Here is a 21,118-nt window from a genome sequence, read left to right as displayed (position 1 = left end):
TTTTATACCAGTTATAAACCTTAAAGGCTATAACTCAGAGACACATTAAAATTTGTTCCTCTTCTGAAGGACTGGAATACAAACTCTCCGTTAAAATCATATTCGTGCAGGAATTCCATATTCAAAATATTCATGACTTTGACTCCCAAATTCAGATGCTCATTCAACTGCCTTGTAGAAACAAAATTCAGAGATGGTCTGGGTTGTTCATAGACATCCGGATCCAGGGCGCCGGTCACATAACTGAGCCTTTCACCAAAAATATTAAACGATAAAGTGTTTTCCCATTGCAGCGCATCACTGACATGAGACAGGGCGAAGTTGATAATATAAGGTGACTGTCCCTGAAATGGTCTTGTATCTTCAATATTCAGTCTTCTGCCTTGTGCCTGTTCATTTCTAAGGGCTGCCAGTTCTTCTTCACCCTTGTCTACTTCAGAGAAAATCAGGCTAAAATTGGTTGATAATTTAAAATTGGAGAGTGCCTCTGAAATGAAATCCAGGCTTTTCCGGAATTCCACCTCGGCACCTAGCACCAGGGCATTCTCTGAGTTAACCGGCACAATTTCAGGGGAACCGGCTCCGGGCGTAAGCTGGAATATAATCGGATCTTCGAAATTTTTGTAATAAGCACTTACAGCAAAAAGCTCCCCTGTCCTGGGATAGGTTTCATAACGCAAATCAAAGTTTTGAATTAACGTTCTGTCTAATTCAGGGTTACCCACAAAAATCGGGTAACCAATAGTAGCAGTGGCTGCGAACGGGGAGATTTCCCGCATGTTGGGCCTGGCAATCGTCTGACTGGCAGCTACCCTGAAATTAGAGTTTTCACTTAATTTAAGAATTCCGTTTAAGGAGGGCAAAAGATCTAATGTTGAAATATCACCACGTGGCCTCGATGAATCCTCACTCACGGTACTCAAATCCGTATTTTCAAGCCTTAGACCACCAATTAACTTAAATTTTGGTGATAAATTATAAACACCCATGACATAGCCTGCCGTAATAACTTCTTCTCCTTCATAGGAGTTTCTTAACTGGGTAAGGTCCGTGTAAACATTTCCAAAACCAAACCTCCCCGTACCAGTGCTTTCGGGTGTATTTACCACCCCGGCATTAGAGGGGTCAAAAAACCTTTCCAACTCGCTTTCATTTTGAATTTCACCAAAATTAAAGTAATCCGGATTTAACCTGTTTTCAATCTGCTGGATCAGGCTGTAAAAATTCTCCGAAAAATCCCGCTGTTTGTTGGAATAAAGACCTCCGAATTTTATCTGGTTATCATTTTCCTTTGACAGTTCCAGTACTACGTCAATTTTTCCATTGATCTGGGCGTCTTCCAAATCCCTGTAAAAATGAGTGGGGAGAATACCTATTTCAGATTGATTAAGAATAAAACTTAAGGTGCCATCTTCCTGAAAATTGCCGCCAAATGCAAATATTCTGGAATCGGGTTCTTTCTGATTGGACAAAACATAGCCTGCCAACCAGTCGATTTTGATGGGTATATGCTTATCGATATAATGTTTACCCGATAGCTGGTTATTCAGCAATCCTCTTTCCATCCAAAGGACCCCCCTGGTATCAAATTGGTCATAAGACGTTTGTAACCAGAATCCGACATTTCTCTGAAAAGCCGACTGACCATCGTGATTGTATAAACTGGTAAATTGCAACTCATGATTGTTGGACAATTGTAAAGATAAACCAAGCAGACCTCCTATCTGGGTGTTGGTTTGGCTTCTGATTTCATTAAAATTCTGGATAGTTCTCAGGTTTCCGTTATTGTCCTGATAAAATCCACTTCGACCATCATCATAAAAAGTGTAATTTCTATTAAAGACTACACCCAGGTTATAACCAAATCTTTTTCCAAAAACCTCTGAACTATTACCCGTTGAAAGGTTAAAGCCATAATTTAAAGGAGCCGTTATCTGGTCAGGGACAAATGGGTTATCAAACGATTTAGCAGTTCGATTTACCAGATCCCTTTCCAGAAGGTTGTCCGGATCCCTGCCGGCAATGGCCTGATCATTAAAGCCGCGCATGTCTGTTCGTCTTACTACCCCCGGAATATCGCGCGTGCCATCATCATATCCCAACCAGTCTAACTGCCCCTCTGCGGCATCGGTGAAAAATCCATCCCTCAACGAAGCCTGGGTATTGTAAGTGGTCGATAACCCAAAATTGAAATAAAATTCATCGGGCATAGACTTGGTAGTAACATCCACTTTTCCTCCGGTGAAATTTCCAGGCTGGTCTGGCGTAAACGTTTTAACAGTTACCAGATTTTCAATCATGTTGGAGGGAATGAGATCCATATTTGAGCTATTTCGATACGGATCGGTGCTTGGCAAGGCAACACCGTTCATTTGAGTAACCGAATACCGGTCACCTAACCCTCTCATTACCACATATTTTCCTTCTTCGATAGAGGCGCCTGTCACCTGTCTTACCGATTCGGCTGCATTTGAGACCCCCAACCGGCCTATTTCTTCAGAAGATATTCCATCTTGCACAGCAAAGGATTTTTTCTGGAGGGAAAGCAAGGCTATCTCGTTGTTATTTATTCTTTCTGCAGTAATCACGACCTCTTGTAACTGGTCGGTTTCAAGCGCTAACGTAACATTAATCACCGTATTCTTTCCATCAATAATTTGCACATTTTGAATGATTTGTTTCTGATAAGAAACATAGGAGATTTCCAGGGTGTAACTACCGGGAGCAATTCCTTTCATTTGATAGTTGCCATAGATATCTGTAACCGACCCGTGTCCTGTTGAAGGTATAAAGGCGGTTGCACCGATTAACTCCTCACCGGTCTCCTGATCAACAATTTTGCCGGATAAAGAACCCTCTTGAGCCATAGCCATATTTGCCAGCCCAAGAAAGATAGCAAAGCTAATAGTAATTTTCTTTAACATGTCTCTGATTAGTAAAATGTCCGCAAAGCTAACTTTAAAATATTAACCATTAATTAATGCAATGTGAACTTTGTGTTAAGAAATTATAGGAAAGGACTCAGGTGTAAGCTCGTTGATATAAAAGAAAACCCCGGAGCCTGAAAGCTCCGGAGCTTGATAAGATTGGTTCCTACAATCTTAGTAATAGTATTTTTGCCTAGTTACCCAGGTAACCGAATTTAGCCAGTGTAGACCATCCTGATAACCAGGTATCGGCTTCAGAGGGATCGAATGCACCTCTGTACATTACAGCTTCCATTCCATGGATTGTCGGATCGGTTACGTCTGAGTCGGCAGAGGCAGGACGAGGATCCAAACCACCATCGGCTGTTCTCGAAATGCCCCTTAAGACCGCAGAAGTCTCTACTTTGTTATTGTTGTCGGTAAGCTCAGCCACAACATCAGCAATTTTGCCCTCGTAAAGCAGATCGCCGGCATCATTCCTTTCACTATGTGGCTTTACCATCGATGATACACCTTGTCCTGCATCATAACCGGCAAATTGCGCCCAGGTATTACTCAGAATCTCCAACTGAAAAATTCCTTTCGGTGTACCGATATTTGCATAGGCATCATTCGTATCATCAACATCAAAGTTGCCGCTTTGGGGATCTGATTCTGATTTAAGATCCTCCACGGTAATGGCCTGGCCAGGGTAATCCTCAAAAATTGAGTTCATTACCTTGCCCGCAAAGTTTTCTCTTAACAAGAGCGCCCTGTCTCTTCCACCAGCCGGAATGGCCTGGCCGGGTCCAATAGCTGTCCAGTTTGAGATATTCGGTGCGCTAAACAAAGTGGCATCATCAGGAGAAGCACCATCCCACTCGCCGGAGTGGTCGTAGGCATCGCTGGAAGTTCCGGGTAACATCAGGGAGAATAAGAATTGCCCGTTACCTCTCCAGCCTAAGTCAAAATCAAAATCATCGTCGGTTGAGAAAGCCACACTAACATACTTGATGTTTACAGTGCCTCCAAATATTTCAACACCATCATCGGCACTTGAAAATACATCGATGAATTCAATGGTTGTTCCATTACCAACGCCACCGAGGGTCAATCCTTGTAATTCGTTTCCAGGCTCAAAACCTACACCGGAATACCTGATAGATACGTATCTTAAAATGCCAGAATTATCGGCGGCATTATTTCCACCGTATGCCCCTCTGGGCTCCCCTGAGTCAATACCTTCGATTTGAATGCCGGAGGTAGCACCCCCTCTTTCGGCCGGTGCGTTGCCCAGGATAATCAACCCGCCCCATTGCTCGTTATCAGTGGGTAGTAAGACACCTTCCTCAAAATCATCATTCTCAGCAGTGAAAATGATAGGATCTGTTGCTGTGCCTTCCGCAAATATCTGCGCACCGGCAGTGATAAATAACGCCGAAGTATTATCGCCTGCGTCGGTAGGCGTTTGTACAAATTTGATGATTGTACCCTCTTGAATGTTTAATCTGCCTCCTGATTCCAAAAATACAAGTCCATCTACTAAGTAGGCTCTGGTGTTTACCCAATCGTAAACAGCCGTTCCGAGATCATTGTCAGTAATAGTGGTGAAGTCCACTGTCAGTACGTGTGTGGCAGAAGCTTTCTGACCATCACTGTCCTCTACTGTAAATTCAAAGGTAATTTCAGTACCTGCCTCTAACGGGGTAGGTGTGTAAGAAAATTCCTGTGTGGTTGAAGTTTCCCCGGAATAGTTGATTACATCACCGAAGGGTTCTCCATTTTTAGTGATTGTTAAAGATGCCAATCCATCATCTGCGCCTAATGAGGCTGTTACCGGACCTAAGACATCACCCGCTTCAACGTTAGCCGTGGGGGGGATATCCGCGATGGTTGGTACCGCACTTTCAGAGATGGTTACAGTTACAGAGCCAGTGCCTGTCCTATTGTTTTGGTCTGTCACCGTAAGCTGCACATTTTCAGTGCCTGCGGACGTTCCTGCGGTAAAAGTTACCACCACATTACCCGTTAATGCTCCCGCGACAGGGGAACTCGATACAGTGGCACCGGCCGGAGTTGCTGAAGCTGATTGAAAACCGCCTGGCGCTTGGATACTGAAAGTTATGTCAACACTTGTTCCGATCTGTACAGTTACATCAGAAGGGTCGCTGACGGTTGGAGCAGCAGGTGGCGGATCGTCGTCATCGTCACTACACGAAGCTATGAAAAGCATGCCCGCGAGCCCCAATAAACCTAGTAAATAAGATAATTTTTTCATGCCAAGAAATGGATTTAGTTAAATGATAAAATTGCGGTACAAAGTTGTAGATTGAATATTAAGGGGTGGTCTCGGAATTGTTAACAATATGTTAAAGATATGTGAAGCCAAAATTTCAGAAATAACATAAATTTAACATTATGCAAAAAAAAAGAAGCCCTGGGGCTTCTGTTATATTTTATGTTGGAATTGTGTTACTACGCCTTTGATATTACGCATTAATAGGTATTTTTTTCAAAAGTGATTCAATGATATCGTGGGTGGTGATACCATCTGCTTCAGCCTCGTAATTAAGTATTATCCGGTGATTTAGTACATCGGGGGCCACTTCTTTAATATCTTCCGGCAAAACATAATCTCTCTCATCAAAAAAGGCTATCGCTTTGGCCGCCAGATTCAAATTGATACTCGCCCTGGGAGAGGCCCCGAACTGAATAAAGCTGGCCTCGTGATTCATACCATAATCCATTGGTTTTCTGGAGGCAAACACCATTTCAATGATATATTTCTCAAGAGATTCAGATATGCTGACACGGTTGATTTCCTGCCTGATAGCAAAAATATCATCTTTGGATAAAATGGTCCCGGCCTCTCCGCTAAAGCTCATATCTGACATTCGTCGCATTACTTCCAACTCTTCATCTTTTGAAGGATAATCAACGTGTACTTTCAGCATAAAACGGTCTACCTGCGCTTCCGGCAAAGGATAGGTACCCTCCTGGTCAACAGGGTTCTGCGTAGCCATTACCAAAAAGGGCCGGTCAAGCTGATAGGTGGTTTCCCCAATGGTGACCTGTTTTTCCTGCATGGCTTCCAGCAAGGCCGATTGCACCTTGGCCGGTGACCGGTTAACCTCATCAGCCAGAATCATGTTGGCAAAGATCGGCCCTTTTTTAACTTCGAACCGGGACAGTTTCTGGTTATAAATCATAGTACCGATAAGGTCTGCCGGCAGCAGATCAGGTGTGAATTGCAGGCGGTGAAAATCAAGATGCAGCACCTTAGCCAGGGTATTTACCGTTAAAGTTTTGGCTAACCCTGGCACACCCTCCAATAGAATATGTCCCTGGGTAAATAACCCTACCAGCAAACGGTTAATCATATACTCCTGCCCTACAACAATTTTCCCTACCTCCTTAAATACCTGTTTGATTTTGTCCTGATATTCCTTTTTCAGATCCTGGCTTCCAGCCATTATTGGTTCTTCCATCGATGTTCGGATTTAATGAATATTTTCAAACCGTAAATCTATAAAATTTATTATTTATTGAAGGAAAGATGGCCGGTTTGGAGCGCATAAGTAAGATGTGATATCGTGTTTTTAACGTTTTTTAACAGTGTTACAAAGATCGCTTCACCAGTCCGGATGGTTAGCTGGTCATTTTACCTGGTTGAATCTTATTTTTTGCAGGTGAAACCCGGAATCCGAAAAACCCGTAAATGAAAAAAGGAGCCTTACGGCCCCCTCTTTCAAACTGTAAAAAACTAACCCTAAATTTAACCTATATTACCTTATTAACTATGCAAACAAATGTTGTTAAACTTTTTAACTTAATTTGTTTGTCTTAATGACATTTCAAAGATGAGGGCTTTTCAGATAATTTTGAAACGCATGTAAACGCATTTCTTACATTGGTAACTTATCTTGTTTTTATCTAATTTAAAGCCATTTATTCCGGGCAAGGAAGAAATAAAAACATCATTTCCACGCCATGCCTTTGGAGGTTTTATTCGCGATTTTTGCCTTTTTAGGGCGTTATTCGTTGATTTTTAGCGATTTAAAAAAAATTTCATACCCCGGACTTCAGGGAATAATAGATTTTGGAATTATTAAATCTTTGATAATGAAGATTTTATATTTCCCCAACATATCACATGAGCACCTGCAACTTTTCATCTGATTACGAAAAAAAATTTACCCTTGTATTGGAAATATGGCGGCAATAATTTTCTAAATTTGTCACAAAGAATTATTGTAAAACCCTAGCCAACTATCAAAAAATGAGCATTCGCATCGAAAAAGATACAATGGGAAATGTGGAAGTGCCTGCCGATAAATATTGGGGCGCCCAAACGCAACGGTCAAAACAAAACTTCCGCATCGGAGGGGACAATATGAAAATGCCTATTGAAATCATCAGGGCATTCGCCATACTTAAAAAGGCCGCCGCGCAGACCAACCACGAACTGGAAGTCCTGGACCATGAGAAGGCGGATGTCATCGGCAGGGTCTGCGATGAAATCAGGAATGGGGATCACGACGATCAGTTCCCGCTTGTAATTTGGCAAACAGGTTCAGGCACGCAATCCAATATGAATGTCAACGAAGTAATTGCCAACCGCTCGCATGTATTGATGGGCGGCAAACTCGATGATGCGCAGAAAAAAATACACCCGAATGACGAAGTCAATAAATCGCAATCTTCCAACGATACTTTTCCTACGGCCATGCATATTGCGGCCTATACTAAAATAGTGGAAGACACTATGCCAAAAATCACCCAACTGCGCGACACACTCGATCAGAAGGCCAGGGCTTTTGCAGAAGTGGTGAAAATCGGGCGTACACATTTCATGGATGCCACGCCACTGACTTTGGGCCATGAATTTTCAGGCTATGTTTCACAATTGGATCATGGCTTAAAAGCACTTGATAATACGCTGAGTCATTTATCAGAACTTGCACTGGGTGGCACCGCCGTGGGAACAGGACTCAATACACCGGAAGGTTATGCATCTTTGGTAGCTGAAAAGATAGCGCATTTGTCCGGCCATCCATTTGTTAGTGCTCAAAACAAGTTTGAAGCCCTGGCGGCACATGATGCAATTGTAGAAACTTCGGGTGCCTTAAAGCAACTGGCTGTAAGTTTGATGAAAATTGCCAACGACATCAGAATGTTATCCTCCGGGCCTCGGTCAGGGATCGGAGAAATTCTTATACCGGAAAATGAACCTGGCTCTTCCATTATGCCTGGCAAAGTAAATCCCACACAGTGCGAAGCCTTAACCATGGTTTGCGCACAGGTAGTTGGCAACGATACCGCCATATCGGTAGGTGGTATGAGCGGGCATTTTGAATTGAATGTTTTTAAACCTCTGATGGCCTATAACCTGCTCACTTCGGCCACTTTGCTGGGAGATGCCTGCCTGTCATTTGATGAGCATTGTGCCGTGGGGATTGAACCCAATCACGCCGTAATCAAGGAGAAGCTCGAAAAGTCATTAATGTTGGTAACAGCCCTGAATACGCATATAGGATATGAAAATGCCGCTAAAATAGCTAAAAAAGCCCATGAAGAAGGCACTACGTTAAGGGAAGCTGCCCTTGCCCTGAATTTACTGACCAACGAACAGTTCGATGAATGGGTAGTGCCGGAGAATATGACGGGAAGCTTGTCAAAAATACCTTAAATCTTACCTTAAGGTGACCATCGGTAATTAGCTGAAATTTGGAAATGTAAGCCTTATTTTCGTACATTGGGGTTTGAAGTAAGGAAATTAGTAGGTAAATATTATATAAAATGAAAAACCTGGTATTGATTATTTGTTTAGTGTTTTGTACTTCATTGGCACAGCAGGCCCACGCACAACTCTCCAAAAAGGAGAAAAAAGAGTGGAAAAAAAGACAAAAAAGTCTTCCTCTTGAGGAATTTAAAAGAATTGTGGAGGAAAGCAGTTCCATGAAAGGAAAAGTCAGCAGCCTGGAAGGGCAGGTCTCAAGTCTGCAATCCAGGGTTGCGGATAAAGATGCTGAAATAAACAGGCTGAAATCAGATCTGGCTGCTGCCCGGGAAGAGGCCAGTAGCGCATTAAACACTATAGAAACTGTCAACGAAACAAGAACAGCCCAGGGAGTGGTTTTCAAAGTGCAGATCGGAGCCTACAAAAATATGGATCTTAAAAAATATGAAAGTGCCGGCGGTGATTTCGCCGCTGAAGACATCGACGGTATTCAAAAGTTTACCCTGGGTAGCTTTGGCGATTACTGGGAAGCCGATACTTTTAAAAAATATCTAAGGGAAATGGGTGTCAAAGATGCCTGGATCGTTCCCTACAAAGACGGTGTTAGGGTTCCTATCAAAGATGTTCTTGAGGGAATAGTCAACTGATTTAACACTGGCTTTGTGTTGGAAGCAGTGCTTTTTAAGTACTGCTTTTTTGTTGAAAAAATTAAAATCTTTGAAATAGAAGTCGCTTTTCATACATGTTTACGACAAATTTATTAATCCGTTGATTCATCTCTTTTTAAAAAAAGAGTTGACAATTGTAACGTTACAGTATACATTAGCGTTTATGATTAAAAGCATTAAGCACAAAGGGTTAAAGCAATTTTGGGAAACCGGAAATTCTTCACGCTTACCAGCGTCATTTATAAATAAAATCAGGACATTGCTTTTAACGCTGGACAGTGCGGTTAACATTGACCGGATTAATATTCGTGCAGGGAAACTGGACAAACTAACAGGAGATATGAAAGACTATTGGGCTATCTCTGTTAATAAAAATTGGCGCATTACCTTCACCGTAGGTGATGATGACCATATTTATGATGTTGATTTTGTGGACTATCATTAAAAGGTAAAACTATGATATTAAAACCAATGTTTAACCCTCCTCACCCGGGAGAAGTTCTGAAGGAACTTTACATGGAAGGACTTACAGTAACAAAAGCTGCTGAATACCTGGGGGTTACACGTAATACCATGTCAAAGCTGATTAATGCAAGGCAGGATGTCACGCCTGAAATGGCCTTACGTCTTGCCAAAGCATTTGATACCGATGCCGAGATGTGGATGAATATGCAAAATACTTATGATCTTTGGCACGCAGGAAAAAATGGTAAGAGATTTTTAAAAAATGTTAAACGTGTGCCTAAATCAAATCAACTGCATATGTAGTTGCAGCAATCTTTAAAATGTAAACATCCTCCCAAATAATGACAGGGAGGATGTATCAGCCTTTTTTCTTCCGGTTTTAAAACACCTTCAATTGATACAAGAATAACAACAGATCTTTGTATACTTCACTTCCCGCATTGTTTTGGGTAAATAATGTGATATACTTAATCCATTCCTCCACATTCCTGGTAAAGTTTTCCTCCCCATGAGTTTCACCCATCAATTTCCCCAGGTTATCAATGGTTGCGGGTGCAAAAAGGGCTTTTCTAAATTCAAACAGGAAAAACAGCAGGTCTCTATGTTCCTGGCCCCCTACATTGCCATCTTCCCCAACCGACAGGGCTACAAACTCCAGCCACTTGTCTATTTCGGCTTTCAGTTCTTCTTCCCCAAACGCAAAAGCGATTAATTCATTAAAATCGGGCATCATTTTAATAAGTTTTTGGTTTTAAAATAGTTTAACTTTGCAGCACAGCAACAAACATTAACTTTATACCACGACCTATTTTCAAAACAAAAAGGCAGTCAGTATAATGCTTTGCTATCGCCCGGCATTCTATTATAGGGGAAGATGCGAGGCAGTTTGATCGCTTTGTTTTAGATGACGTGTGTTAAAACTTAGCACAAAGTAATCTTGGCCACACACTCGGTATACTTGACAATTAAAACATCCACGAATTCTTTATATTGTTTGTTTATTACTATTGGCCTTATGCCAATAACCAAATTTATATTAAAGATAACAAAATAATAAGTAAATTGAACAATATTTTTGGTATTAATCTAAAAAAATTCAGAGAAGTACGGGGACTTAACCAAAAAGAGTTTGCGGAATTATTATCTAAGGAAACCACACAAAGCTTCAACCAACAGCACATCTCCAATTATGAGTCCACGGAAATCTTTCCTAAACCCATGGTCATACCCCATATCGCAAAAATCCTGGGAGTTACCACGGATCAACTTTTTGGGTATAACGCAACTGCAAAAGAAATTGACATTAGTGAAATCATTGGGGTGACCAGACCGGAATTAAACCGCTTATCCAAAACACAACTAAAAATGGTCTTTGAAAAATACCTCAACTATCTGGATGAACTCATTAAGTCGAGGGAATTGCTGGTTGAAAAGGTTCACCACTTAGAGGCGCAAATCCAATTGTTAAAACAAGAAAGTGCTGAGGGCTCAAATGATGAGTGAATTGGCTAATTTATCAACTTTCTTCACTTATAAAAACCGTTTATTGGTAATAGCTGAAATAAATTACTGATCAATTATTTTGAGCGCCCAAAGGAGTTTACAGAATCTCAACATTATGAACTCAGGTTTCTGGGAAAACATGTGTATTATCAAGAAAAAGCAAATAGTGGAAATTTCCAAATGTAAATTGTCAGTATTGGGTAGTTGACCCAATCGGGTTTCTCGCAGCTAAGCTATACCATGTGGAACGGCCCTTGCCATGGCGTACAAGATAACCGGCTTGCACGAGTTCGCCCAGGCGTTTCTTGATTGTAGCACGGCTTTCGCCGGTCTGTCTTTCGATCTCACCGGTTGACAAACGCCGGTGATGTCCGAACAGTTTCAAAATCGTTTCCGAAAGTGCCGGAAGTGCATTATAGAATTTTTCAGCACTTCCGATGCGTTTCTCCAAACGTTGTTTTTGTGCCTTTAAACTTTGAAAAAAAAACATCAGCCAGGGCTGGTAATCCGGTTTACCGGTTTTTAATGTTTTTTGACTCTGTCGCAAAGCAAGATAGTAGTTGTCTTTATTCATCTCGATGATATATTCCAGGGAACTGTAAGGTACATATTGGTATCCTGCTCTCAGCAATAACAAAGTAGTTAAGACTCGTGACAAACGCCCGTTACCATCCTGAAAGGGATGAATGGCAAGGAACTCCACCGTGAATATGGCAATCACAAACAAGGTATGTAAAGTCCCTTCTTCCAACATTGTATTTGTCCAGTCCACAAGATCTGCCATTTTGTTGGGCGTTTCAAAAGGACTTGCTGTTTCAAATATGACGCCCAGGCTTTTACCCTGTGAATCAAAAGCCTCGACATGATTGGCGTTTTTTTTGTATTCCCCTTTATGCCATTGATCCTTTTCGCTGTATTGCAAAAGCATACTATGGAACTGTTTAATGTAATTCTCAGTAAATGGTACCATGTTCCAACTTAAAAAAATCTGGTTCATAGTATCTGCATAGCCCGCCACTTCCTGTTCATCGCGAGATTGAAAGGATTTTGTTTCCAGACCGGAAAGTAATCTGTCAACCTCCTCGTCAGACAGTTTTGATCCTTCTATGCGCGTAGATGATCCGATACTTTCTATGGTGGCCACTTTTTTAAGGTCAGCAAGATGGTCTGGCGCCAGGGTATTCAGAACCTGCCATTTGCCTTTAAACTCATCCAGCTCCGTGATCAACGCCAGGATTTCACTTGTTACCAATATCATATCCTGTCTGTTTAATCTTGCCATAATTCATCTAAATCTGGCCAATTGTAGCCAATTGTAGCCAATTGTAGCCAATTGTAGCCAATTGTAGCCAATTGTAGCCAATTGTAGCCAATTGTAGCCAATTGTAGCCAATTGTAGCCAATTGTAGCCAATTGTAGCCAATTGTAGCCAAATATAGCTAATTATGGCCAATTGTAGCTGTTTTTCTTGAAAAATCTTGTGGGCAAGTATCCCCTATTGACGAGTTTTTTTGAGCCCTTCCTAATCCAAAACCAATCACCCTTTTCCTGTTTTAAAAGACCTTCAAAAATCAAGGGTTTCTGTTCAATAAGATGTATTTATCCATTCATTGCAGTTTTTCTTTTATGCTTATTTATTTCCCTCGTCACCACCCGAAATATTTATTTCTCTTTCGACTAATTCGTTGAATTCCAGATAGAACTGTTCACATTCATTCTTAAAAGCATAATCCTCATGAAATCAATTTAAAAGTATTTAGCTGGATTGAACCGTCTTCCTGATATTTATTTCTGTCTTTAAAATTATCATCAATGAATCGGACGTACATTGAGTATCTTTTATTATGTTCTCGGTGACCATCTAAATCATCCGTAGCGGAAAAAATAAATGCATGATGTCCATTGCTATCAATCAATTTATGATAAGCCTCAATACATGCTTTGACAATAGCTTTAATATGACCAGGGCCTAAACCACACCTTACACGGTATTTTTTCTTTCCTTCACCAAATCCTTCGTGGTAAAACGATATTACACAAATACTATATTTGTAGATTTCAAGTTCAATATAAGTCTTTATGGTTCGCTTTTCTAATTTTTTCCCGACGTTATGATAAGTATCAAATTCAGGAATAAACCTGTATAATTGTTTGTAAATGTAAAATTCACCATCTACAGGTTTCTTATTACCTATAAAAACAAGACCTCTTTTCCTCACTAAAGATGTTGATTTGAGTATTCTCCACGTGATGAAGTAGCAGGTATGAATGGTATTTTGCCATGGTCAAGGATAAATTCTCTGGTGGTACGTTTAGAGATAATAACAGGTTTACTACTTGGCTGATCACTTAATAAACCTATTCTACTTAACTTCCAGGGTAACTCACTATGAGTCAAGTCAACCAATTGAGAACCACTTAAATGACCATAGGCATCCCATACTTCCTGTAAATGACTGGTAAATGCAGAAGGAGGATTATAGTCATCTAATTTATTTCGTGGTATACCATCTGTTCTTCTTATAAATCTGAATAATTGCCAGATTTCAGGAACAACCGGACCATATTTCCAGGCCTTTATGTCACTAAAAAATAAGCGATTACCATGCTTAACGAAAAACCATACCTGAGCATAATAAAGGAGCTTTTGCAGTTGAAGGGGGGATACACCTTTTTTAACAAAAAAAGATGCGGTATTTAATACGTTTATAGCTCCCATTTCAAAAAAACATTATTTACTTATTTACAAAAATAATTAATATTATTAATAGTAACTCCATTTTATTTGCATTATTCCTTACTCAAAATTTTTCTTTTTCTATGGCTTTTATGCGCATCAAAGGTTTTATTATCCACGCATTTAGCAGGTAACCACCGGAAAATCACCTTGACATTAAATTGAATTATTCTATCTTGCGAAAAGTCCCCCCGCTGGAAATTTCAAAATTTCTACATAAATACTTCGAGAATTTTAATTCTTATCTTTATTTTGAAAAATTATGGTAAACAGATGGGATTATAAAGAACAGCCACCAGCAGATCAAATTGAGCGACTCTCCAACGAAATAAATGTTAATTCCATTCTTTCCGCTTTGCTGCTTCAAAGGGGTATTTCCAACTTTGATGAAGCCAAAACCTATTTCCGCCCTATCCTGGAGCAACTTCACGATCCATTCTTAATGAAAGATATGGACCTGGCCGTAGAAAGAATTAATGAAGCCATCAGGTACAAACAAAGGATTCTGGTATATGGTGATTATGACGTGGATGGCACCACTGCCGTGGCTACGTTTTTTGATTTTCTGAGAAAATACCACAAAAACATCGACTTTTACATTCCTGACCGGTATGCAGAAGGATACGGCGTTTCTATCGATGGAATAGACTATGCAAGCCAAACCCAGGTCGATTTGATTGTCAGTCTCGATTGCGGCATAAAAGCCATTGACAAAGTTGCCTACGCCAGAAAAAAGGGTATAGATTTTATCATTTGCGATCACCACAGGCCCGGTCAGCAACTACCCAATGCTATTGCCATTTTGGATCCCAAAAGGAAAAATTGCCATTATCCCTTTAAAGAGCTGTCAGGATGCGGCATTGGATTTAAGTTGTTGCAGGCGCTTTGTATCAAAAACAATTATGACATACGTACGCTTTACCACTATCTGGATCTGGTGGCGGTAAGCATTGCCTCTGATATTGTACCCATCACAGATGAAAACCGGATACTGGCCCACTACGGATTGATCAAGCTGAACCGGAAACCCAGTACCGGCCTGCAGGCACTCATCAAAGTGGCTGGCCTCGAGGGAAAGCTGAATATCTCCAGTATTGTTTTCAGTATTGGCCCGCGTATCAATGCGGCAGGGCGGATTGACCACGCAAGGGCTTCGGTAGAGTTGCTGATCTCCGAAAACCAAAGAGAAGCCGATGCCTACGCCTCCAAGATCAATCACCACAATAGCAGGAGAAGGGATTTTGACAATAATACCACTCGGGAGGCATTTTCAATGATTGAGGAAAATGAGACCTACAAAAATACGAAGTCTACAGTGCTCTATAAAAAAGACTGGCACAAAGGTGTGATAGGTATTGTGGCATCACGGTGTATTGAAAAGTATTACAAACCGACTATTATCCTGACCGAATCAAATAATAAAATTACAGGTTCCGCCCGATCAGTTTCCGGATTCGATGTCTATGAAGCTATCGCCGCATGTGCTGATTTACTGGATCAATTCGGCGGTCACCGCTACGCCGCAGGACTGACACTCAAAGAGGATAATTTTTTTGCATTTCAAAGAAAGTTTGAAGAGGTAGTTGCCAGTACCATTACCGAAGAACAAATGGTACCTAACCTGGAAATTGACCAAAAGATTAGTTTCGATTGCATCAACCAAAAATTTTTTAATATCCTCAGGCAAATGAGTCCCTTCGGACCAAAAAACAATACGCCTGTTTTTGTATCGGAAAATATCTATGCCACGGAGCGGCCCAAAATTATGAAGGAGAAACATATCAAGTTCATAGCCGGTCAGGAGGGCGCTGCCGCAAAAATCGAAATAATTGGCTTCGGATTTGCTGAGTATTTTGAATTAATCGACAGTGGCATGCGGTTTAAAATCGCTTACACTATTGAAGAAAACGATTATATCGGTATCAAATCCTTGCAATTGTATCTAAAGGACTTAAAATTCGATTAAACAAATACCGGAAAGCCATTTTTAATATTGGATGAATGAAAAAGTTAAGTGCTAAAGATCTAGTCAAAATATATAAGAAAAGAACTGTTGTCGACCACATATCTGTGGAGGTAACACAGGGAGAAATTGTGGGTTTACTGGGCCCCAATGGTGCAGGCAAAACAACCACCTTTTACATGATCGTTGGCCTGATCAAACCCAATGAGGGGGAAATATATGTAAACGGTGAAAACATCACACAACTTCCTATGTATCAGCGGGCGAAAAGGGGTATTGGTTACCTGGCTCAGGAGGCTTCGGTTTTCAGAAAACTGACAGTGGAAGAAAATTTAATGGCGGTGTTGGAACAGCGAAAAATACCCAAGGTGCAGCAAAAGGAAAAAATGGAGGCGCTGTTGGAAGAATTTAGCCTTACTCATGTGAGGAAGAATTTGGGCATGGTGTTATCGGGTGGAGAGAGAAGGAGGACAGAAATAGCGAGGGCCCTGTCGGTGGATCCTAATTTTGTTTTGCTGGATGAGCCTTTTGCCGGTGTTGATCCCATCGCTGTAGAGGAAATCCAAAGCATCGTAGCCAAACTCAAAAACAAAAACATCGGAATACTGATTACCGATCATAATGTAAACGAAACTTTATCAATCACAGACCGGGCATACCTGATGTTTGAAGGGCGGTTGCTCAAAGCCGGCACCGCTGAAGAACTGGCGGCAGATGAACAGGTAAGAAGGGTCTACCTGGGCAAACACTTTGAGCTAAAAAGAAAAATTTAGCTGGAAATTATGCATTTTTAAGTATTTTTAAGAGCAACGATTCGAGAGAGATTATACTATGGCGCTGATTAATTCTATTTTGACCTGGGTAATGAAAAAGCGTATCCACGAAGTGGAGCTGTTCATGAAGTACCCGCTGGAGGTACAGCGGGAGGTGTTGGATGACCTGCTGGATACCGCTAAAAATACAAGTTATGGCCAACAATACAGTTTCAAGGATATTCCCGATATAAAGACATTTAAATCGCGTATTCCGATTGTTTCTTATGAAGAGTTATTCCCACATATAGAAAAGTTGATGAAAGGACATCAAAATGTGTTATGGCCTTCGGAAATAAAGTGGTTTGCCAAATCATCAGGTACTACCAACGCGCGCAGCAAGTTCATTCCTGTATCTCAGGAAGCGCTTGAGGACTGCCATTTTAAGGGTGGAAAGGATATGCTTTCGACCTATTTTAACAATAATCCGGAAACAAAACTATTCACAGGAAAAGGCCTGACCATAGGAGGTAGCCACCAGATCAACCAACTGGATAAAAACGCCAACTCTCACTATGGAGACGTGTCGGCGGTAATCATGAAAAACCTTCCCCTGTGGGCCCAGTTTGTAAGAACACCAAAACTTGACATCGCCCTGATGGACGAATGGGAGGAGAAAATTGAAAAAATGGCAGAAATCACCTCCCGGGAGAATGTCACCAGTATTTCAGGAGTACCTACCTGGACTATCGTTTTGTTACAAAGAATCCTGGAAATGACAGGCAAAGATAACATTATGGAAGTCTGGCCCAACCTGGAGCTGTTTGCCCATGGTGCGGTTTCATTTAAACCCTACCAAAAGATGTTTGAAAACCTGATCCCTTCAAAGAGTATGAATTATCTGGAAACTTACAATGCCTCGGAAGGGTTTTTCGGAATTCAGGACCGGTCGGATTCGGACGAATTGCTTTTGATGCTGGACTACGGTATTTATTATGAATTCCTTCCTATCGACCATATTGGCGATGAAAACGATGTAGCCATCGGACTGGATGAAGTAGAAACAGGTAAAAACTATGCCATGGTAATTTCTACCAATGCCGGATTATGGCGATATAAAATCGGTGATACGGTAAAGTTTACCTCACTATCACCTTTCAGGATCAAGATTTCCGGACGCACAAAACATTTTATCAACGCCTTTGGGGAAGAACTGATCATTGAAAATGCCGAAAAAGCCATTACATCGGCCTGTGCTACCACCCAGGCGGAAATTGATAATTTTACTGCAGGACCCCGTTATTTGAATGGAAGACAAAAAGGAGGCCATGAGTGGGTGATCGAGTTCAATAAATTACCAGACGACCTGGAAAGATTTAAATATTACCTGGATAAAAATCTCAGGGAGATTAATTCGGATTATGATGCGAAAAGGCATAAAGATATTGCCCTGGAGGCCCCGGTAATCCATAGCGTGCCGCCAGGTACTTTTTACCAATGGATGAAAAAAAGAGGGAAGCTGGGTGGTCAGAACAAGGTGCCCAGACTGGCCAATAACAGGCAGTACCTGGATGATATACTAGAGATGGTCAGTGTAATCAAGTAAATACGGAAGGATGACAGGTTCCACTTTGCCCCGGCCACTTCCCTAAGCATAAATGAGGTACATGTAATCTCCCGGAGTTGGTCAATACCACTTTTTTGGTATTAAAATACGTTGAGGCCATCATTGTAATATATGAACAAGGCTACACTGTAGTACACCTAAGGCGGGCAGTTTAGTTTTTCCAGGGGGAAAAGTGTGATAAAACATTGATTTCGGTTGACTCTAATTTATATGAAACATCAACTAAAAGCAGATGAAGCATTCAAGCTCGCGAAAGAACGGCTGGCGATAGGAAAAAGCTTTGCCCAGATACGCCAGGAATTGACGGAATTGGGAATGGAAGACGATGATATCAAGTACATTATCCGGCAACTCGATAATGAACTTATCCGCGAGTCAACTTCCACATCCACCGGATCAGGCAGTAACGCCAAAAGGAGAATGATCATCGGCGCCATCATTATGTTGGTTGGGGTGGGCCTGGCAATATACACATGGGTGAACGACATTCGCGAGGTAAATTACTACCTGCTGGAATTCGGAGCGCTGTTTATCGGTTACTATTTCTTTCGTACTGGTTACATACAAACCAGGAATAGAGTGTGAAGTTTGGGTGTGAGTGTGAGTGTGGGTAAAGCTTTGGTGGTCTGGAGGAAGGGGTATAGTATTGGTAGCAATATGATAGATTAAGAGCGGTGTAACGTGCTGTGAGGGCACAAAATGTATCAGTTGTCAGCTCTTCCCGTAAAAAAATTGATGTTTCTTGATTTATAGATTTGTTTACTTACTTATCAGTAAGTATATTTGGGCTTCCGATAATCATCATCATGGTCAAGAAGCCGGAAAATACCAAACAAAAGATTCTGCTGCTTGGGGAAAAGTTGCTGAAAGAAAAGGGTATAAATGCTTTTAGCTATCACGATATTTCCTCCTCGCTGGGGGTCAAAAATGCGGCAGTCCATTATCATTTTGGCAGCAAGGAAGATTTGTTGCTGGCTATTATTGAAGAAAACCGGAAGCGGTTTGAGCAAATGATCCAACAAATGGGGACCGCCGGACATATGGAAGTCTGGAACGGGTTGCAGGAATTTATCAATATTTATATTTCAAGCATTGAGAATAACCGCCAGATCTGCTTGTTTGGATCGCTAGGTTCAGATTTTTTTACCATCGGCCCCAAGGGACAGACAAGCTTAAAACTGCTGTCGGAAAAGATTCTGGCATGGTTAAGTGAAATATTAAACGAGGGAAAAAAACGAGGTGAATTTGAGTTCAAGGGCCATGCAAGGATCAAAGCTATGATGCTTTGCTCCGCCCTGGCAGGAGGACTGCAACTGGCCAGGATTTCAGAGAAAAAAGATTTTTACGATCTGGTGGATCAGATCAAATCGGATTTAAAACCAAGTTAAAGAAAAATTTAATAAGCCATATGAAAAGAGTTGTTATAACCGGCATGGGAGCACTGACTCCTTTAGGCAATAATTTACAGGACTACTGGCAGGGTTTAAAGGAAGGCAAAAGCGGATGTGATTTTATAACCAAATTTGATCACGAAAAATTTAAAACAAAATTTGCCTGTGAATTAAAAGGCTTTGATCCGCTAAATTTCCTCGATCGCAAAGAGGCAAGAAAAATGGACCCATTTTGCCAGTACGCCCTGGTTGCATCGCAGGAAGCTATTGAAGACAGCCAGGCCAACTTTGATCAATTGAATGTGAACCGCATCGGGGTAATCTGGGCAAGTGGCAATGGTGGTATCGGAACTTTCGAGGATGAAGTGCTCGAGTACGGTAACGGAGATGGTACACCACGATACAACCCGTTTTTTATTCCTAAAATACTATGCGATACCAGTTCGGGCTTAATCTCTATTAAACATGGCTTAAGGGGCATTAATTACAACACTATTTCCGCCTGTGCCTCCTCTACCACAGCCATTATCGACGCTTTTAACTACATAAAATGGGGAAAGGCCGATATGATCATAACCGGAGGTTCCGAGGCCCCGGTTACCCAGGCCAGTATTGGGGGTTTTAACGCCATGAAGGCACTCTCCACCAGAAATGATTCACCAGCGACCGCCTCGAGGCCATTTGATATTGAAAGGGATGGTTTTGTCATGGGCGAAGGCGCTGGAGCCTTGATATTGGAGGAATATGAACATGCACGGCGAAGAGGTGCCAGAATATATGGCGAAGTAGTGGGTGGCGGTATGTCTGCAGATGCGTACCATATGACCGCCACACACCCTGAAGGGCTCGGTGCTTACCTGGGCATGGAAAGCGCCCTGGAAGACGCCGGCATCAAACCCGATGACATCGATTACATTAACATGCATGCTACCTCCACCGGTCTGGGAGATATTTCAGAGTTAAAGGCGGTAACAAAACTATTTGGGAATGACAATAGCAGGTTAAACATCAGTGCCACCAAATCCATGACCGGTCATTTGCTTGGAGCTGCCGGCGCCATAGAGGCCATAGCCAGTGTTTTAGCCGTCAAGGAAGATATGGTTCCCCCGACCATTAATGTGGAAACGGTAGATCCCGAAATAAATACCTGCATCGATCTTACGCTGGGCCAAAGCCAGAAAAAGCCCATGAAATATGTTATGAGCAATACCTTTGGATTCGGTGGCCATAACGCCACAGCCATCTTTAAAAAATTCACTGAAATTTAAGGCCATGCCCCCCAACCCTGCCGGGGCACTTAACCCGTAATCTGCCCCACTCACCGTTATAATCACTCCAAACATCGAAGAACGATGATTTCTTGAAA

General features: G+C 41.6%; 18 protein-coding genes. 11 read left to right on the top strand and 7 right to left on the bottom strand.

Translation table 11 applies throughout. From position 1 onward, the window contains the following. Positions 1–20 precede the first annotated feature (20 nt). The 3 genes from AC04NP_RS17440 to AC04NP_RS17430 form a co-directional block, all read right to left on the bottom strand. Entirely contained in the window at positions 21–2,924 is a 2,904-nt protein-coding gene (locus AC04NP_RS17440) for a TonB-dependent receptor (protein WP_482861139.1), read from the bottom strand. 196 nt (positions 2,925–3,120) lie between these two features. Further along, positions 3,121–5,184, bottom strand: coding sequence for a hypothetical protein (locus AC04NP_RS17435; RefSeq protein WP_482861138.1), 2,064 nt, complete (start codon positions 5,182–5,184; stop codon positions 3,121–3,123). 211 nt (positions 5,185–5,395) lie between these two features. Then, positions 5,396–6,394 (bottom strand): AAA family ATPase, encoded by a 999-nt coding sequence (locus AC04NP_RS17430; RefSeq protein ID WP_482861137.1) that lies wholly within the window; start codon positions 6,392–6,394, stop codon positions 5,396–5,398. Between the two features lie 791 nt (positions 6,395–7,185). On the opposite strand from AC04NP_RS17430, the gene fumC reads away from it, so the two are divergent. The 4 genes from fumC (at position 7,186) to AC04NP_RS17410 (ending at position 10,082) form a co-directional block, all read left to right on the top strand. After that, entirely contained in the window at positions 7,186–8,595 is a 1,410-nt protein-coding gene (fumC, locus tag AC04NP_RS17425; protein ID WP_482861136.1) for a class II fumarate hydratase, read from the top strand. A 110-nt stretch (positions 8,596–8,705) separates the two neighbouring features. Continuing rightward, positions 8,706–9,293, top strand: coding sequence for an SPOR domain-containing protein (locus AC04NP_RS17420; protein WP_482861135.1), 588 nt, complete (start codon positions 8,706–8,708; stop codon positions 9,291–9,293). A 184-nt stretch (positions 9,294–9,477) separates the two neighbouring features. Next, the gene (locus AC04NP_RS17415; RefSeq protein ID WP_482861134.1) at positions 9,478–9,759 is read left to right on the top strand and encodes a type II toxin-antitoxin system RelE/ParE family toxin; all 282 of its coding nucleotides are present in this window, start codon (positions 9,478–9,480) and stop codon (positions 9,757–9,759) included. A gap of 11 nt (positions 9,760–9,770) precedes the next feature. After that, positions 9,771–10,082, top strand: coding sequence for a HigA family addiction module antitoxin (locus AC04NP_RS17410; protein WP_482861133.1), 312 nt, complete (start codon positions 9,771–9,773; stop codon positions 10,080–10,082). Positions 10,083–10,158: 76 nt separating this feature from the next. Here the strand turns inward: AC04NP_RS17410 and AC04NP_RS17405 are convergent, their stop codons facing one another. Beyond that, positions 10,159–10,512, bottom strand: coding sequence for a hypothetical protein (locus AC04NP_RS17405; protein ID WP_482861132.1), 354 nt, complete (start codon positions 10,510–10,512; stop codon positions 10,159–10,161). A 329-nt stretch (positions 10,513–10,841) separates the two neighbouring features. On the opposite strand from AC04NP_RS17405, the gene AC04NP_RS17400 reads away from it, so the two are divergent. Next, positions 10,842–11,282 (top strand): helix-turn-helix domain-containing protein, encoded by a 441-nt coding sequence (locus AC04NP_RS17400; RefSeq protein ID WP_482861131.1) that lies wholly within the window; start codon positions 10,842–10,844, stop codon positions 11,280–11,282. Positions 11,283–11,472: 190 nt separating this feature from the next. Here AC04NP_RS17400 and AC04NP_RS17395 read toward each other — a convergent pair whose 3' ends face one another. The 3 genes from AC04NP_RS17395 to AC04NP_RS17385 form a co-directional block, all read right to left on the bottom strand. Continuing rightward, entirely contained in the window at positions 11,473–12,540 is a 1,068-nt protein-coding gene (locus tag AC04NP_RS17395; RefSeq protein WP_482861130.1) for a Fic family protein, read from the bottom strand. 475 nt (positions 12,541–13,015) lie between these two features. Further along, positions 13,016–13,501 (bottom strand): hypothetical protein, encoded by a 486-nt coding sequence (locus AC04NP_RS17390; RefSeq protein ID WP_482861129.1) that lies wholly within the window; start codon positions 13,499–13,501, stop codon positions 13,016–13,018. After that, positions 13,501–14,001 (bottom strand): Panacea domain-containing protein, encoded by a 501-nt coding sequence (locus tag AC04NP_RS17385; RefSeq protein WP_482861128.1) that lies wholly within the window; start codon positions 13,999–14,001, stop codon positions 13,501–13,503. The genes AC04NP_RS17390 and AC04NP_RS17385 overlap by 1 nt, the downstream gene beginning before the upstream one ends. Positions 14,002–14,281: 280 nt before the next feature. Here AC04NP_RS17385 and recJ point away from each other — a divergent pair, with 280 nt between their 5' ends. The 6 genes from recJ to fabF all read left to right on the top strand — a co-directional run bounded on the left by recJ (position 14,282) and on the right by fabF (position 21,020). Continuing rightward, the gene (gene recJ / locus AC04NP_RS17380; protein WP_482861127.1) at positions 14,282–15,985 is read left to right on the top strand and encodes a single-stranded-DNA-specific exonuclease RecJ; all 1,704 of its coding nucleotides are present in this window, start codon (positions 14,282–14,284) and stop codon (positions 15,983–15,985) included. A gap of 35 nt (positions 15,986–16,020) precedes the next feature. Continuing rightward, positions 16,021–16,755 (top strand): LPS export ABC transporter ATP-binding protein, encoded by a 735-nt coding sequence (gene lptB, locus AC04NP_RS17375; protein ID WP_482861126.1) that lies wholly within the window; start codon positions 16,021–16,023, stop codon positions 16,753–16,755. A 58-nt stretch (positions 16,756–16,813) separates the two neighbouring features. After that, positions 16,814–18,340, top strand: a complete 1,527-nt coding sequence (locus tag AC04NP_RS17370) for a GH3 auxin-responsive promoter family protein (RefSeq protein WP_482861124.1) — start codon at positions 16,814–16,816, stop codon at positions 18,338–18,340. Between the two features lie 231 nt (positions 18,341–18,571). Next, on the top strand, positions 18,572–18,946 hold the full coding sequence (locus AC04NP_RS17365; protein WP_482861123.1) for a hypothetical protein: 375 nt from the start codon (positions 18,572–18,574) through the stop codon (positions 18,944–18,946). Positions 18,947–19,167: 221 nt separating this feature from the next. Beyond that, positions 19,168–19,749 (top strand): TetR/AcrR family transcriptional regulator, encoded by a 582-nt coding sequence (locus tag AC04NP_RS17360; protein ID WP_482861121.1) that lies wholly within the window; start codon positions 19,168–19,170, stop codon positions 19,747–19,749. A gap of 20 nt (positions 19,750–19,769) precedes the next feature. Further along, positions 19,770–21,020, top strand: a complete 1,251-nt coding sequence (fabF, locus tag AC04NP_RS17355) for a beta-ketoacyl-ACP synthase II (RefSeq protein WP_482861119.1) — start codon at positions 19,770–19,772, stop codon at positions 21,018–21,020. Positions 21,021–21,118 lie beyond the last annotated feature (98 nt).

The sequence above is a fragment of the Agaribacillus sp. DX54 genome, from assembly GCF_056858335.1.
This window is presented reverse-complemented; position numbering and strand designations above follow the sequence as displayed.